12 protein-coding genes are annotated in these 17,185 nt (G+C 33.4%); all 12 read left to right on the top strand.

The window, feature by feature from the left end; all coding sequences use genetic code 11:
- The first annotated feature begins 181 nt into the window (after positions 1–181).
- On the top strand, positions 182–2,713 hold the full coding sequence (gene secA, locus ACA31_RS08175) for a preprotein translocase subunit SecA (protein ID WP_057512836.1): 2,532 nt from the start codon (positions 182–184) through the stop codon (positions 2,711–2,713).
- 217 nt (positions 2,714–2,930) lie between these two features.
- Positions 2,931–4,047 (top strand): peptide chain release factor 2 gene (gene prfB, locus ACA31_RS08170; protein WP_156393440.1). Its coding sequence is split into 2 segments (ribosomal slippage): positions 2,931–3,002 and positions 3,004–4,047, totalling 1,116 coding nucleotides; the frame shifts between segments, so codons are not numbered across the junction.
- A gap of 441 nt (positions 4,048–4,488) precedes the next feature.
- Positions 4,489–5,388 (top strand): COG3942 and LysM peptidoglycan-binding domain-containing protein, encoded by a 900-nt coding sequence (locus tag ACA31_RS08165; RefSeq protein ID WP_057512835.1) that lies wholly within the window; start codon positions 4,489–4,491, stop codon positions 5,386–5,388.
- A 406-nt stretch (positions 5,389–5,794) separates the two neighbouring features.
- Positions 5,795–6,436: a YfbR-like 5'-deoxynucleotidase gene (locus ACA31_RS08160; RefSeq protein ID WP_057512834.1), complete on the top strand. Its 642-nt coding sequence runs from the start codon at positions 5,795–5,797 to the stop codon at positions 6,434–6,436.
- Between the two features lie 5 nt (positions 6,437–6,441).
- Positions 6,442–6,672, top strand: a complete 231-nt coding sequence (locus tag ACA31_RS08155; RefSeq protein ID WP_057512833.1) for a CsbA family protein — start codon at positions 6,442–6,444, stop codon at positions 6,670–6,672.
- A 326-nt stretch (positions 6,673–6,998) separates the two neighbouring features.
- Positions 6,999–8,981 (top strand): excinuclease ABC subunit UvrB, encoded by a 1,983-nt coding sequence (uvrB, locus tag ACA31_RS08150; RefSeq protein ID WP_057512832.1) that lies wholly within the window; start codon positions 6,999–7,001, stop codon positions 8,979–8,981.
- Between the two features lie 5 nt (positions 8,982–8,986).
- Positions 8,987–11,821: an excinuclease ABC subunit UvrA gene (gene uvrA / locus ACA31_RS08145; RefSeq protein ID WP_057512831.1), complete on the top strand. Its 2,835-nt coding sequence runs from the start codon at positions 8,987–8,989 to the stop codon at positions 11,819–11,821.
- Positions 11,822–12,166: 345 nt separating this feature from the next.
- Positions 12,167–13,102 (top strand): HPr(Ser) kinase/phosphatase, encoded by a 936-nt coding sequence (gene hprK, locus ACA31_RS08140; RefSeq protein WP_057512830.1) that lies wholly within the window; start codon positions 12,167–12,169, stop codon positions 13,100–13,102.
- A gap of 3 nt (positions 13,103–13,105) precedes the next feature.
- Positions 13,106–13,942 carry a prolipoprotein diacylglyceryl transferase gene (gene lgt / locus ACA31_RS08135; RefSeq protein WP_057512829.1) on the top strand — a complete coding sequence of 279 codons (837 nt, stop codon included), beginning with the start codon at positions 13,106–13,108 and terminating at the stop codon, positions 13,940–13,942.
- Between the two features lie 9 nt (positions 13,943–13,951).
- Positions 13,952–14,428: an acyltransferase gene (locus tag ACA31_RS08130; protein WP_057512828.1), complete on the top strand. Its 477-nt coding sequence runs from the start codon at positions 13,952–13,954 to the stop codon at positions 14,426–14,428.
- A gap of 24 nt (positions 14,429–14,452) precedes the next feature.
- On the top strand, positions 14,453–15,889 hold the full coding sequence (locus ACA31_RS08125) for a tetratricopeptide repeat protein (RefSeq protein ID WP_057512827.1): 1,437 nt from the start codon (positions 14,453–14,455) through the stop codon (positions 15,887–15,889).
- Between the two features lie 65 nt (positions 15,890–15,954).
- Entirely contained in the window at positions 15,955–16,899 is a 945-nt protein-coding gene (gene trxB, locus ACA31_RS08120; protein ID WP_057512826.1) for a thioredoxin-disulfide reductase, read from the top strand.
- The last annotated feature ends 286 nt before the right edge of the window (positions 16,900–17,185 follow it).

Here is a 17,185-nt window from a genome sequence, read left to right as displayed (position 1 = left end):
TTTGTGTATATTTTTATTGGATAAGAAATATAATAAAAAATGAAAACTACTAATAAATAAAAAATAGCAGTAACAAGCGAAAAACGGTTTAAATGGAAAGTTAATAAGTGTAAATTTAAGCTTATAAGTGATATCATAAATTGTTGTAAGCGAAGAGTTAAAAGCTAAAGGAGCGAACAAAATGGGTTTTTTATCAAAGATTGCAGATGGCAATAAAAAAGAAATAAAACGCCTTGGTAAATTAGCCGACAAAGTCCTTGCGTTAGAAGAGGATACGTCGATATTAACTGATGAAGAAATTAGGGAGAAAACAAAAGCATTTCAAAAACAATTACAAGCAGAAGAAGATATTAAAAAACAATATAAAATGCTCGATGATATTTTACCGGAAGCTTTTGCGCTCGTAAGAGAAGGTTCGAAACGTGTGTTCAATATGATTCCATATAAAGTTCAGGTTATGGGTGGTATTGCAATTCATGGTGGCGATATTTCTGAAATGAGAACAGGTGAAGGTAAAACGTTAACTGCAACAATGCCAGTTTATTTAAACGCATTGTTAGGTCGTGGCGTGCATGTTATTACAGTAAACGAATATTTATCTAGTACACAAAGCGAAGAAATGGCAGAACTATATGAATTTCTAGGGTTATCAGTAGGATTAAATGTGAACAGTATGACAACTAATGAGAAGAGAGAAGCATACGCAAGTGATATTACGTATAGTACGAATAATGAGTTAGGCTTCGATTATTTACGTGATAATATGGTGAACTATGCAGAAGAACGTGTTATGAGACCATTAAACTTTGCTATCATTGATGAAGTTGACTCAATTTTAATTGATGAAGCGCGTACGCCACTGATTATTTCAGGTGAAGCTGAGAAATCGACCTCACTTTATACACAAGCAAATGTCTTTGCTAAAATGTTGAAAAATGAAGACGACTATAACTACGATGAAAAAACCAAAGCTGTTCAATTAACAGAACAAGGTATTGATAAAGCAGAACGCATGTTTAAGATTGATAATCTATATGATGTTAATAATGTTGATATTATTAGCCACATTAACACTGCATTACGTGCACATGTAACATTACAACGAGATGTAGATTACATGGTTAATAATGGTGAAGTCTTAATTGTTGACCAATTTACTGGTCGTACAATGCCAGGACGTCGTTTTTCAGAAGGCTTACACCAAGCTATAGAAGCGAAAGAAGGCGTGAAGATTCAAAACGAATCTAAAACAATGGCTTCTATTACGTTCCAAAACTATTTCAGAATGTACAATAAACTTTCTGGTATGACAGGTACAGCTAAAACCGAAGAAGAAGAGTTCAGAAACATCTATAATATGACAGTAACTCAAATTCCTACTAACAAACCGATACAACGTGTGGATAAACCAGACTTAATATACATTAGTCAAAAAGGTAAATTTGATGCAGTTGTTGACGATGTTATTGAAAAACATAAACTTGGACAGCCCGTACTATTAGGTACAGTTGCAGTTGAAACCAGTGAATATATTTCTGACTTATTGAAGAAACAGGGCGTACGTCATGATATTTTAAATGCTAAAAATCATGAACGTGAAGCAGATATAGTTGCTGGTGCTGGTCAACGTGGTGCAGTTACTATCGCTACTAACATGGCAGGTAGAGGTACAGATATTAAACTTGGCGCAGGTGTTGAAGAAATCGGAGGCCTTGCAGTAATCGGTACAGAACGTCATGAATCTCGTCGTATTGATGACCAATTACGTGGTCGTGCGGGACGACAAGGTGATAAAGGGGACAGTCGCTTCTACTTATCACTACAGGATGATTTAATGGTACGTTTTGGTTCGGAGCGTTTACAAAGTATGATGAATCGTTTAGGTATGGATGATTCTACACCAATAGAATCTAAAATGGTGTCACGTGCTGTTGAATCTGCCCAAAAACGTGTAGAAGGTAATAACTTTGATGCGCGTAAACGTGTACTTGAATATGATGATGTATTACGTAAACAACGTGAGATTATATATGGTGAACGTAACCGTATTATTGATAATGATGAAAGTGGAGATTTAGTAAATGAAATGCTCCAGTCTACATTAGATAGAAGCGTTCATTATTATATAAATGAAGACGAAGAAGATTTAGATTATGAGCCATTCATTAACTATATTGATGATGTATTCTTAAATGAAGGCGACTTAAAACTAGAAGATATCAAAGGTAAAGATCAAGAAGATATCATTGATATTGTTTGGTCAAAAGTTGAAGTGGCTTTAAAAGATCAAAAAGAGAAAATTGGTACACAATTTGATGAATTCGAACGTATGATTTTACTTCGTTCAATCGATTTACATTGGACAGATCATATAGATACAATGGATCAACTACGTCAAGGTATCCATTTGCGTTCTTATGGCCAACAAAATCCGTTACGTGATTATCAAAACGAAGGGCACGAACTTTTCGATACAATGATGCAAAATATCGAAGAAGATGTCAGCAAATATATCTTGAAATCAGTAGTAACGGTTGAAGATGACTTAGAACGTGATAAAGCTACAGATTTCGGTAAGGCTGAACATGTATCTGCAGAAGATGGTAAAGAAAAGGCTAAAGCATCGCCTTATGTTAAAGATGACCATATCGGTAGAAATGATCCTTGCCCTTGCGGTAGTGGAAAAAAATATAAAAACTGCCACGGTGCGTAATTTGAAAGTGATTTTAAATAAAACCGGAAGCCTTGATAAACTATATATCAACTTCCGGTTTTTATTTATCAAAATTAAAGTTAGCGTGTTTTGATAAATAAAAAACAGTGGCAAAGTTGTAATTAGGGCTCAAACTTTTGTAGAATAGATATATTGAATAAAATAACATAATTTAATAGTAGTATTTCAATCGTACGATAACAGGAGAGATGTATTGATGGAACTATCAGAAATTAAACGTAATATAGGTTTTTACAATGAAAAATTAGAGCAGCTTAGGGGGTCTCTTTGACTTAGAAGAAAAAGAGACAAATATTCATGAATACGAAGAAATGATGACTGACCCTACTTTTTGGGATGATCAAGATAAAGCACAGGAAATTATTGATAAGAATAATGTTTTAAAAACAATCGTAAATGCGTATCGAGGATTAGAATCTGAAATAGAAGACATGGAAACAACAAGAGAACTATTATTAGACGATGATGATGAAGATATGAAATCAGATCTAGAACAGAACGTATTAGATTTTAAAGAGAACTTAGATAAATTTGAACTACAATTATTACTTGATGGTCCATATGATGCCAACCATGCCATTATGGAACTACATCCTGGCGCAGGCGGTACTGAATCACAAGATTGGACAAACATGCTTTTAAGAATGTATCAACGCTATTGTGAACATAAAGGGTTTAAAGTTGAAATTGCAGACTATCTACCTGGTGATGAAGCGGGCGTTAAAAGTGTTACATTAATCGTTAAAGGTCATAATGCTTATGGATATTTAAAAGCTGAAAAAGGCGTGCATCGACTTGTCCGTATTTCACCGTTTGATTCGTCTGGACGTAGACATACTTCATTTGCTTCTTGTGATGTTATACCACAATTCAATAATACAGAAATTGAAATCGATATAAATCCTGATGATATTAATATTGATACATTTAGGGCGTCTGGCGCAGGCGGCCAACATATTAATAAAACAGAATCAGCAATTAGAATTACCCACCATCCTACAGGTATTGTAGTAAATAACCAAAATGAGCGTTCTCAAATTAAAAACAGAGAAGCTGCAATGAAGACATTGAAAGCTAAGTTATATCAATTGAAAATTGAAGAACAAGAGCAAGAAATGGCAGAAATTCGTGGTGAGCAAAAAGAAATTGGCTGGGGAAGTCAAATAAGGTCTTATGTTTTCCACCCTTATGCAATGGTTAAAGATCATAGAACAAATGAAGAATCAGGTAAGGTAGATGCAGTTATGGATGGAGATATAAGTCCATTTATAGAAGCATACTTACGTAGTCAAATGGAGCATTCAGAAAGTTAAGTAAATGTTCATCAAAAATCTTGTCATTAGTATTTAAACTAGTGACGAGATCTTTTTTTAATCAGTAAATAATATTTAAAAGCGTTAAAGCGTTGAATGGAATACGCATGGATAAAATGACTTGGAAACAATAACAGTTAGAGTCGTGAAATTACAGCGTGAATTGAAGTGTCTCATGATTAAATTAAATTTTAAAAATAAATAAAAAATATGTAAAATGCAATTTTAAATATTACATGTTAGATTTAACTGATGTCTATGTATGGTCTTTGGAAGGTCGTAATAGCAAGGTTTTAAACGCCATTTAAGCTAATGGAACAAACCCATATTTATCCTCAATTATCTATTGCATTACAGTATAATAACAATCGCAAAAGAGGAAATATTTTATGCTATATTATGATTGATTAAAATTCAAGACAGTAAAGGGTTGAACATGTAATGAAGAAAGGATTAACATTTTCTATAACATCGGCAGCATTGTTTTTTGGCTTTAATGGTATTGCATCAGCAGACCAAATTCACACAGTAAAAGAAGATGCTAAATTATCTGATATAGCGCAAGCATTTGCTACAACAACAAATGAAATTCAGTCATTAAATCAATTGAATGATAGAGTAGTTGTACAAGCAGGAGAACAATTAATTCTTCCAGACAAAGATATAGTAGAAGTAAAGCAAGGAGATACGATTTTAAATATCGCCGGAAAATATCAGCTTAATTTAGAACAAATTTATCAGTTAAACCCAAATCTAGGAGAAGTTATTTACCCAGGCCAATTAGTGGCAGTATCTGAAAAGGGTTCAGCACATTTAAACAACCAATTTCAAAATAGTTTTAACGAGCAACAAGTACAGAATGAAACAAGAGAAGATAATGATGTTCCAGTAATATTAAATCGCTTTGTACCGACGACACAGCATACCTGGGATTACGTAGAAAAAGAAGCAGCAATTAATCAAAATGAAAGTACACAAATGTATTCTAATCAATATAAACCAACACAAGTAGCTTCAAATGGTAGTAATTATTATAATTGGGGACAATGCACATACTATGCATTTGATCGTCGCCAACAATTAGGGAAATCAGTAGGTAACCTTTGGGGCAACGCGAATAATTGGGCTTCAGCAGCGAGTAATAGTGGCTACAAAGTCAATCATACACCTGAAGTGGGTGCGATTTTTCAAAGTAATGCAGGTAATTATGGCCATGTAGGTGTTGTAGAACGTAAAAACCCAGATGGATCAATTGTAGTATCAGAAATGAATTGGCAAGGTGTAGGACAAAAATCTTATAGAACGATTCACAACACTAATGAATATAATTATATTCATTAGTCAATCATATACCTGGAATATACATACAATATCAACTAAATAGATAAAGAAAAGGTGTTTAATAGTGAGATTATATTAGAGGTGAGTTTTGCTTAGTATAATGAATGGTACATCATAGAACCACTCCAGCATGTTTTGGAGTGGTTCTATGTTTATAACTCATTGCAGTTAATAAATGTCATTAATAAGGTAATGGCACAATAATATTTTTCTAATAAGATTTCTTAGTATATGTCCAGTCAATTACTGCCAAAATAACAACGGAGGCTGAAATATGAATTTATGTCCTAGAGACCTTTTAAATTGAATTAGTTAAATTCAATTACATTGATAAGACATTTTTATTGTTGAATGATATTATAAAATTAAGTATAATCATTCATTAAACAAACTAGGAGGCGATGTCATGGGAGTACATCAATATTTTAAACGCTTGTCTGATTTAGAAAAATTAATTAGATTACCGGGAAAATTTAAATACTTTGAGCATAATGTCGCTGCGCATTCATTTAAGGTGACAAAAATTGCACAATATTTGGCTACAGTAGAGGAATACCATGGTAATGAAGTAGATTGGAAGAGTTTATATGAAAAGTCGCTAAATCACGATTTTGCTGAAATTTTTACAGGTGACATTAAAACACCAGTTAAATATGCAAGTGGCGAATTAAAAAAACTCTTCTCACAAGTTGAGGAAGAGATGGTAGATCATTTTATAAATGAAGAAATTCCAGAAGCTTACCAAGATATATATCGAGAAAGACTTCAAGAAGGTAAAGATGACTCATTAGAAGGTCAGATACTTTCTGTAGCTGACAAAATAGATTTATTATATGAAACATTTGGAGAAATACAAAAGCGTAACCCCGAACAACTATTTTTCGAAATATATGAGATGTCCTTAGAAACGATTATGCAATTTGATCATCTAAGTTCGGTACAAGATTTTATAGATAATATTATTCCTGAAATGTTAACGGAAAAATTCATTCCAAGATCAGAATTGCGTGAAACAACAATGACTATTTTAAATAATAGGAATGGGTGAAGTGAATGGTTTGGTATGTGCTCGCATCCTTCTTTCCATGTATTTTCGTGGTGTTTTTCAGCGTACTAACACGAAGTAAATGGGTAGGAACGATTTTAACATTAATTATAATTGGTGCATCCGTTCAAAAAGGTTTTTTTCATAGTGAATGGATCATCTTTATAGATGTCGCCTCGTTGCTGGCTGGTTACCTTATTATCGATCAATTAGAATTTCATAAAAAAGAAGATGACTAAGCAATAAGTATTAAGCAACTTAATTGCTATAGTTAAATAAGCGTTTTATAATTGTATAACTTCAACAATATAGTTTATTTTAGGATAAACAGATACAACTTAGGCAAACATGGTGACAGAACTATGTTTGTTTTTCTTTATATATAGCAAGATAAAAAGCGAACAAATGTTTGCTTTTGTATTTATAAATCTGTTAAAATATGTTACGAGAATATGAATCTGCAAACTTGATTCAGACATACAACAACAGTGGTAAATACATTTTAAACATAGACACATCAGGTATGTTCGTATCGTTAGAAATTATATAGGAGGCATGTGTCACTATGGAACACCATCAATTTAAATTACAATCTGATTTTACACCTCAAGGTGATCAACCAGATGCGATAAAGAAAATAGTTAAAGGCATCAATGAGGGCAAACGTCATCAAACATTACTCGGTGCGACAGGTACAGGTAAAACTTTTACGATGAGTAATGTTATTAAACAAATAGGAAAACCCACACTTATTATCGCACATAATAAGACATTAGCAGGGCAATTATATAGTGAGTTTAAAGAATTCTTTCCAGAAAACAGAGTAGAATACTTTGTCAGTTATTATGATTACTATCAACCAGAGGCTTATGTACCATCAACTGATACATTTATTGAAAAAGATGCTTCAATAAATGATGAAATTGACCAATTACGACATTCAGCGACAAGTTCACTTTTTGAAAGAGATGATGTCATTATTATTGCGAGTGTCAGTTGTATATATGGTTTAGGTAATCCAGAAGAATATCGAGATTTAGTAGTCAGTGTTCGAGCTGGTATGGAAATGGATAGAAGTGAACTTTTAAAAAAATTAGTAGATGTTCAATATTCGAGAAATGATATTGATTTTAGACGCGGTACATTTCGTGTAAGAGGAGATGTAGTTGAAATTTTTCCTGCTTCGAGAGAAGAAATGTGTATTCGTGTAGAATTTTTTGGTGATGAAATCGATCGTATCCGTGAAGTGAATTATTTAACGGGTGAAGTTTTAAGAGAGCGCGATCACTTTGTGATTTTCCCAGCTTCCCACTTTGTAACACGTGAGGAAAAAATGAAATCTGCAATACAAAGAATTGAAAATGAATTAGAAGAACGCTTAACAGAGTTACGCTCAGAAAATAAATTATTAGAGGCACAACGTTTAGAACAACGTACGAATTATGATTTAGAAATGATGCGAGAAATGGGCTTTTGTTCTGGTATTGAAAACTACTCTGTTCATTTAACGCTAAGACCCATGGGGTCAACGCCGTATACGTTATTAGACTATTTTGGTGATGATTGGCTTGTGATGGTTGATGAATCACATGTGACATTACCTCAGATTAGAGGTATGTATAATGGAGACCGTGCACGTAAACAAGTACTTGTAGATCATGGTTTCCGTTTGCCGAGCGCTTTAGATAATAGACCTTTGAAATTTGAAGAATTCGAAGAAAAAACCAATCAACTCGTTTATGTCTCTGCCACACCTGGTCCATTTGAGTTAGAACATACAGATGAAATGGTACAACAAATCATTCGTCCAACAGGTCTTTTAGATCCTGAGATTGAAGTGCGACCAACCGAAAATCAAATTGACGATTTAATAAGTGAAATTCATGAGCGCATTGAACGTAATGAACGTGTGCTAGTTACGACATTAACTAAAAAAATGAGTGAAGATTTAACGACTTATTTGAAAGAAGCTGGCATTAAGGTCAATTATCTACATTCAGAAATTAAAACTTTGGAGCGTATAGAAATTATTCGTGATTTACGTATGGGAACATATGATGTCATTGTTGGAATTAACTTATTAAGAGAGGGTATCGATATACCAGAAGTATCTCTTGTTGTTATTCTTGATGCTGATAAGGAAGGCTTCTTACGTTCACATAGATCACTTGTTCAAACGAGTGGACGTGCAGCACGAAATAGTCGTGGTGAAGTTATTATGTATGGTGACAAGATTACAGATTCCATGCGTTATGCTATTGATGAGACGGAGCGACGTCGTACAATTCAAAAAGCATATAATGAAAAACATAATATTACGCCTACTACGATTAATAAGAAAATTCATGATGTTATTAGTGCAACAGTCGAAAATGATGAAACGAATGAACAACAACAAACTGAAGTACCTAAGAAAATGACGAAAAAAGAACGCCAAAAAACAATCGCAAATATAGAAAAAGAAATGAAACAAGCAGCTAAAGATTTAGATTTCGAAAAAGCAACAGAGCTTAGAGATATGTTGTTTGAATTAAAAGCAGAAGGGTGACAAATATGAAACAACCATCCATTGTAGTAAAAGGGGCTCGCGCCCATAATTTAAAAGATGTAGATATTGAAATACCAAAAGATAAACTCATCGTGATGACGGGGCTTTCTGGATCAGGAAAATCTTCACTTGCCTTCGATACAATATATGCTGAGGGGCAGCGTAGATATGTTGAGTCATTAAGTGCTTATGCAAGACAATTTTTAGGTCAAATGGATAAACCTGATGTTGATACGATTGAAGGTTTATCACCTGCCATATCAATTGACCAAAAGACTACAAGTAAGAACCCAAGATCAACTGTAGCAACAGTAACTGAAATATACGACTATATACGGTTGCTATACGCACGTGTAGGTAAACCATACTGTCCCAATCACGGTATTGAAATAGAATCGCAAACTGTGCAACAAATGGTAGACCAGGTGATGCAACTTGAAGAACGTTCTAAAATCCAATTATTGGCTCCTGTGATTTCTCACAGAAAAGGTGCACAAGAAAAACTCATAGACGACATTGGCAAAAAAGGTTATGTACGTGTACGTGTTGATGGCGAAATTATGGATGTAAACGAAGTGCCAAATTTAGATAAAAATAAAAACCATACCATCGAAGTGGTAATAGACCGCTTGGTAGTTAAAGCAGGAATTGAAGGACGTCTTGCTGATTCTATAGAAACTGCGATTAGACTTGCTGAAGGTACATTAATTGTTGATATAATTGATGGAGAAGAATTAAAATTCTCAGAAAACCACGCTTGTCCGATATGTGGTTTTTCAATTGGTGAATTAGAGCCACGTATGTTCAGTTTTAACAGCCCATTTGGCGCATGTCCAACATGTGATGGTTTAGGATTGAAATTAAAGGTAGATGTAGACTTGGTGATTCCTGATACAAACAAAACTTTAAATGAAGGTACAATCATAGCTTGGGAATCTTCAAGTTCTGATTTTTATCCAACATTATTAAATCGTGTTTGTGAAGTATATAAAATTAATATGGATAAACCATTTAAAAAATTAACAGATAGACAACAAGATATCATTTTAAATGGTTCTAAAGGCAAAGAAATTGAGTTCACATTCAAGCAACGTAATGGCCAAACACGTAAACGAACAATGGAATTTGAAGGTGTGCTTAATAATATTAATCGTCGTTACCATGATTCACCATCTGAACTTGTTAGAGAGATGATGAGTAAATATATGACTGAGCTACCTTGTGAAACTTGTAATGGTAAACGTTTAAGTCGTGAAGCATTATCTGTATATGTTTCTGGTCGGAATATTGGAGAAGTTGTTGAACATTCAATTAAAGATGCGTTGCATATGTATGAACACATTGAATTGTCAGAACAAGATAGAAAAATTGCAGATCAAATATTAAAAGAAATTAACTCACGTTTAGAATTTTTATATAACGTCGGTTTAGAATACTTAACACTTAATCGTGCATCAGGATCGTTATCAGGTGGGGAAGCACAACGAATTCGTCTTGCTACACAAATAGGTTCTAGACTTTCAGGTGTACTTTACGTGTTAGATGAGCCTTCTATCGGTCTTCACCAACGAGATAATGATCGACTCATAAGCACATTAAAAGAAATGCGTGATTTAGGTAATACTTTGATTGTCGTAGAACACGATGAAGATACAATGCGTGCGGCTGATTATTTGGTTGATGTAGGCCCAGGTGCAGGAGAACATGGTGGCGAAATTGTCGCGAGTGGTACACCTAAACAAGTAATGAATCAAAAAAAATCACTAACTGGTCAATATTTAAGTGGTAAAAAACTTATAGAAGTACCTGAGGAACGACGTGAAATAACTGACCGAAAAGTAAGTGTTAAAGGTGCAAGAAGTAATAACTTAAAAGATATCGACGTAGATTTCCCATTATCAACAATGACAGTTGTTACAGGTGTTTCAGGTTCAGGTAAGAGTACGTTAGTTAACGAAGTGCTGTATAAATCATTAGCAAAACACATTAATAAATCAAAAGTAAAACCAGGTGATTGTGACGAAATTCAAGGAATAGATCAACTTGAACGTATAATCGATATTAATCAATCACCAATTGGACGAACGCCGAGATCAAATCCAGCAACCTATACAGGCGTGTTCGATAATATTAGGGATATCTTCGCACAAACAAACGAATCTAAAGTAAGAGGATATACTAAAGGGCGTTTTAGCTTTAATGTGAAAGGCGGTCGTTGTGAAGCTTGTAGAGGTGACGGTATTATAAAAATTGAAATGTATTTTTTACCAGATGTGTATGTACCATGTGAAATTTGTGGTGGTTCTAGATATAATAGAGAAACACTAGAGGTCACGTATAAAGGTAAAAACATTGCAGATATTTTAGCAATGACAGCTGAAGAAGCGACTGATTTCTTTGAAAAAGTACCTAAAATTCATCGTAAATTGAAAACATTAGTTGATGTTGGACTAGGATACGTCACACTGGGTCAACAAGCGACTACACTTTCTGGTGGTGAAGCCCAACGTGTTAAACTCGCTTCTGAATTGCATAAACGTTCTACGGGACGTTCTATCTATATACTAGATGAACCAACTACTGGTTTGCATGTTGATGATATTGGTCGATTATTAAAAGTACTCAATAAATTAGTGGAAAATGGTGATACTGTAGTTATTATTGAGCATAATTTAGATGTTATTAAAATGGCAGATCATATTATTGACTTAGGTCCAGAAGGTGGCGATGGTGGCGGTATGCTTGTAGCTACTGGCACGCCAGAACAAATTGCAGAAATAAAAGAAAGTTACACAGGACAATACTTAAAACCTGTGCTAGAAAGAGATACAGTAAAATAAAAAGATAAGAAAATTGCTTATGTAACACCATCCGAAAAGGTGGGTTACATAAAGTATAAAGGCTCTCTTCGAAGTAAGTACTTTAATGTGCAAACTTTGAAGGGGGTATTTTTGTATTTAGAAGCAACAACTACACATAAAATGATTTGTAATAAATTAAATGAATAAATTGAAAATATAATCAGTCACTGATATGTGATATCGTTTATAATTGATATAATGACAGATATTATAGATATGTATTGAATTATCGATCTTCTACACTTTTTGATATGGATTATCATTTCTTTTTGATATGATAATATCATATTGTAAATGTAAGAGAAATATTGATAGAGGTGAACTATGTTAACTACAAAGAGTTTAGTAGACCGCTTTGAACTTGATCTCATTGTTGGAGAAGCAGGTTTAAACAAACAAATTAAAAATACAGATATTTCAAGACCAGGTTTGGAAATGGCAGGTTATTTTTCTCACTATGCTTCTGACCGTATTCAATTATTAGGTACTACGGAATTATCTTTTTATAACTTATTACCAGATGAAGAACGTAAAGGACGTATGAGAAAGTTATGTCGTCCAGACACACCAGCTATCATTGTGACGAGAGATTTAGAACCCCCAGAGGAACTTATCGCTGCAGCAAAAGAACTCGACACACCTTTAATTACGTCGACAATTGCTACTACACAATTAATGAGTCGTTTAACTACATTTTTAGAACATGAGCTAGCTCGAACAACATCACTTCATGGGGTACTTGTTGATGTTTATGGTGTAGGTGTACTGATTACTGGTGATTCTGGAATCGGTAAAAGTGAGACAGCATTAGAATTAATAAAACGTGGTCATAGATTAGTAGCAGATGATAATGTGGAAATTAGAGAAATCAGTAAAGACGAATTAATTGGAAGAGCACCTAAATTAATAGAACATTTATTAGAAATTAGGGGCTTAGGTATCATTAATGTAATGACATTATTTGGTGCAGGTTCGATTTTAACTGAAAAACGATTACGTTTAAATATTCATTTAGAAAACTGGCATAAAGACAAATTATATGATCGAGTTGGCTTAAATGAAGAAAAACTACGTATCTTAGATACTGAAATTACGAAAAAAACAATACCTGTACGACCTGGACGTAACGTAGCGGTTATTATTGAAGTTGCGGCAATGAATTACCGTTTGAATATTATGGGCATCAATACGGCAGAAGAGTTTAATGATCGCTTAAATGCTGAAATATTACGAAATGGTAGCAACAGTGAGGAGAAATAGGAAATGATGACATTAAATTATATCAATCCAATTGCGCTTGAGCTTGGGCCTATTTCTGTACGTTGGTACGGCATTATTATCGCTGTTGGGATACTCTTGGGTTATTTTATTGCTCAAGAAGGTGTGAAACGTATTGGCTTTGATAAAGATACATTAGTTGATATCATTTTTTGGAGTGCAATATTTGGATTTATTGTGGCGAGACTTTATTTTGTTATTTTCCAATGGCCGTATTATATTCAAAACCCCATTGAAATTCCGATGATATGGCACGGTGGTATTGCAATACACGGTGGTTTAATAGGTGGATTTGTTACAGGAATTATCATTTGTAAACAAAGAAACATTAACCCGTTTCAAATTGGTGATGTCATTGCACCAAGTATGATTTTAGGACAGGGTATTGGAAGATGGGGCAACTTTATGAATCATGAAGCTCATGGTGGCCCTGTTTCAAGAACATTCTTAGAAAACTTACATATTCCAGATTTTATTATTAATAATATGTATATTAATGGCAAATACTACCAGCCAACATTCTTATATGAATCTATTTGGGACATTCTAGGCTTTGTTATACTGATTTTGCTCAGAAAACATTTACGTATAGGCGATACTTTCTGTCTATATTTGATATGGTATTCAATTGGCAGATTTTTCGTAGAAGGCATGCGTACAGATAGCTTGATGCTAACAAGTGATATTCGAGTAGCACAGCTAATGTCTATTATACTGATTGTAGTAGGTATTGTGATTATGATTATAAGAAGAGTGAAATATAACGCACCAAGATATAAAAATGTTGGTCCGTTAACTTGGTCAAATCAAAAAGTGAAGTGATAAAATTTCATGCGTGATTTAAAAAAAGTGAAAGTTAAAGGTAATAACCCACTTTGGCATATGTATCGTTATATTAGATACTTTAAAATATTTAAACAAACGATAATAATTGAAATTTGCAGGTACTTGCCTCATGTAAAATTGAAACATTGGGTGTATCGCAATTTATTGAAAATGAGCATAGGTGAAAACACAGCATTTGCTTTTAAAGTGGTTCCCGATTTATTATACCCAGAGTATATTTCCATAGGAAAAAATTGTGTGATTGGCTATAATACTACAATTTTAACTCATGAATTTCTCGTTGATGAGTTCCGAACAGGCCGTGTCCAAATTGGTGATAATACTTTAATTGGTGCGAATGTTACGATATTACCAGGTGTAAACATAGGAGCAAATGTTAAAGTCGGGGCGGGGGCTGTTATTTCAAAAGACATACCTGATTCAGCATTAGCATATGGAAACCCCGTGCAAATAAGAACTTAATGAATATTTAGGAGGTGATAATGGATGGCGCATAACGGCAAAGTAATACCAATGAAATTAGATAGTCAATTTTATAAAAAATTGGGAGACCAAAAATTTCTGCACCAAGATTATAAAAAGGCAGCAGAATATTATGGCAAAGTGCTGGAAATGTCACCTCAAGATTTTGATGTAAAAGTAAAATACGCGGAATGTCTTGTGAACATGGGACTAAGTAGTAAAGCAGAGCATCTATTTTATGAAAGTATTGCGCAACAAGAGTTAGTAGAAGAAAGTTATTTTCAGCTTAGTCAATTAAACATTACACTAAACGAAGCAAATAAAGCATTTTTATTTGGTATAAATTATGTCACGATGTCTAAAGATGAAGATTATAAAGAAGAACTTGAAGACATGTTTGAAGTTTCTTATACTTCATCTGAAAAAATAGAGACAGAAAGCCAGCTATTTGCAGTACAACTTATTTTCCAATACTTATTTTCCCAAGGACGATTACCTGAAGCACGAACATTTATCTTAAATCAAAATGATGAAATTCAAGAACATCGTGTAGTGCGTAATTTACTTGCAATGTGTTATTTATACATGAATGAATATGACATTGCTAAAGAGATGTTTGAGCGATTGCTTAGTGAAGATAATACGGATGTACATGCATTATGTCATTATACTTTATTACTTTATAATACGAATGATAAAGAAAAATACCAACGCTATTTAAAAATTTTAAGTAAAGTCATGCCGATGAATGATGATGAGTCATTTAAGCTAGGTATCGTTTTATGTTACTTGAAACAATATGAAGCTTCGCAAAAAATATTACAACCACTTTATAGAAAAGGAAAATTCCTTTCCATCCAAATGTATAATGCATTAAGTTATAACAGTTTCTATTTAAACAATATTGATGAAAGTGAATATTTTTGGTCGAAGTTGCAAGAAATGACTAAAGTAGATGTAGGTTATGCACCTTGGGTTATTGCTGAGAGCAAAATATATTTTGATGAACAAGTATTACCATTGTTACTCCATGATGATAGCCACCATAGGCTATATGGTATTTTCTTATTAAACCAGTTAAAAGGACGAGAAGTGCTTTTGACACAAGAAATTTGGACAGTTCTAGAATCTATGGAAGATTACGAAAAGCTATATCTTACGTATATTATTCAAGATTTAAAGTTAAACAAATTAGATTTCATTCATAGAGGGTTATTGATGTTGTATGGTGTGAAATCATTGAAAAATAATGAAGAATTATTTATTGTATGGATTGATCAAGCAGAAGCGATTATATCTGAAAAAGTAGACCTAACAAATGTAAATGAATATATTGCAGCATTTGTGTATATGTATTATCGTAATGCTGATAGTAAAATAACAAAACAACAAGTAATCGAATGGTTTGATATATCTTCTTACCGTTTAAATAAAACGATAGATTATTTAGTGAGCATATAAGTTTAAGAAATGCAAGAAATCATATATACTGCGCATAATGAATTATTAAACAGGAGGCAATTTAAATGGCTGAACAAGTGGATTTTGAGGTAGCAATTATAGGTGCCGGACCAGCAGGAATGACTGCTGCAGTTTATGCATCACGTGCTAATTTAAGCACAGTAATGATTGAACGTGGTATGCCAGGTGGACAAATGGCAAACACAGAAGAAGTTGAGAACTTCCCAGGATTTGAAATGGTAACAGGACCGGATTTATCAACGAAAATGTTTGAACATGCGAAAAAATTTGGTGCAAAATATCAATATGGAGATATTAAATCTATAGAAGATAAAGGTGATCATAAAGTGATTAACCTTGGTAATAGTGAAATTACTGCTCGTGCAGTAATCATTTCAACAGGTGCAGAATACAAAAAAATTGGTGTTCCAGGTGAACAAGAACTTGGTGGTCGTGGTGTAAGTTATTGTGCGGTATGTGATGGTGCATTCTTTAAAGGTAAAAAATTATTCGTTATTGGTGGCGGAGACTCAGCTGTAGAAGAAGGAACGTTCCTTACGAAATTTGCTGATAGCGTAACAATCGTTCATCGTAGAGATGAATTACGTGCTCAAAAAATCTTACAAGATCGTGCATTTAAAAACGATAAAATTGATTTTATCTGGAGCCACACGTTGAAAACAATTAATGACAAAGATGGTAAAGTAGGTTCGGTAACATTAGAGTCAACGAAAGATGGCACAGAACAAACACTAGATGGTGATGGTGTATTTGTGTACATTGGAATGAAACCATTAACAATACCTTTCCAAGATTTAGGTATTACTAATGAAGTTGGTTACATTTTAACTAATGAAGATATGAGTACAAGTGTACCTGGTATATATGCAGCAGGCGACGTACGTGAAAAAGGTTTACGCCAAATTGTAACTGCAACTGGCGACGGAAGTATTGCTGCACAAAGTGCCATTGCATATATCGAACATTTAAACGATGTAATTGAAGCATAAATAAATTGATTCATTGATGAAATAAATTGATGAATTCAGTCATAGCTAGAATGTCATACTTACGATCTATAAGTAAGTTATAACATTCTAGCTTTTTTACATAAAAAAACAGCTATAGAGTTATAATATTAATAGATAAAACTACTACCTTAGTCGTTTTTCATGTAAAATATAATGTGATAGTATTAACTCGTTAAACTTATATTGAGAAAAATGAAATATATTGTATAAATGCCAATATAAATAAGCTATTAACAGCGTAGAACTAATTTTGCGATTAAAATAA

It is taken from the genome of Staphylococcus sp. NAM3COL9, assembly GCF_001431205.1.
In the GTDB taxonomy this organism is placed as follows: domain Bacteria; phylum Bacillota; class Bacilli; order Staphylococcales; family Staphylococcaceae; genus Staphylococcus.
Note: the sequence above shows the minus strand (reverse complement) of the source record. Positions and strands in the feature narration are given on the sequence as shown.

Bases quoted from the DNA above. Each gene is read 5' to 3' on its own strand.
- secA (WP_057512836.1), top strand. From the start codon at position 182: ATGGGTTTTTTATCAAAGATTGCAGATGGCAATAAAAAAGAAATAAAA.
- ACA31_RS08165 (WP_057512835.1), top strand. From the start codon at position 4,489: ATGAAGAAAGGATTAACATTTTCTATAACATCGGCAGCATTGTTTTTT.
- ACA31_RS08160 (WP_057512834.1), top strand. From the start codon at position 5,795: ATGGGAGTACATCAATATTTTAAACGCTTGTCTGATTTAGAAAAATTA.
- ACA31_RS08155 (WP_057512833.1), top strand. From the start codon at position 6,442: ATGGTTTGGTATGTGCTCGCATCCTTCTTTCCATGTATTTTCGTGGTG.
- uvrB (WP_057512832.1), top strand. From the start codon at position 6,999: ATGGAACACCATCAATTTAAATTACAATCTGATTTTACACCTCAAGGT.
- uvrA (WP_057512831.1), top strand. From the start codon at position 8,987: ATGAAACAACCATCCATTGTAGTAAAAGGGGCTCGCGCCCATAATTTA.
- hprK (WP_057512830.1), top strand. From the start codon at position 12,167: ATGTTAACTACAAAGAGTTTAGTAGACCGCTTTGAACTTGATCTCATT.
- lgt (WP_057512829.1), top strand. From the start codon at position 13,106: ATGATGACATTAAATTATATCAATCCAATTGCGCTTGAGCTTGGGCCT.
- ACA31_RS08130 (WP_057512828.1), top strand. From the start codon at position 13,952: ATGCGTGATTTAAAAAAAGTGAAAGTTAAAGGTAATAACCCACTTTGG.
- ACA31_RS08125 (WP_057512827.1), top strand. From the start codon at position 14,453: ATGGCGCATAACGGCAAAGTAATACCAATGAAATTAGATAGTCAATTT.
- trxB (WP_057512826.1), top strand. From the start codon at position 15,955: ATGGCTGAACAAGTGGATTTTGAGGTAGCAATTATAGGTGCCGGACCA.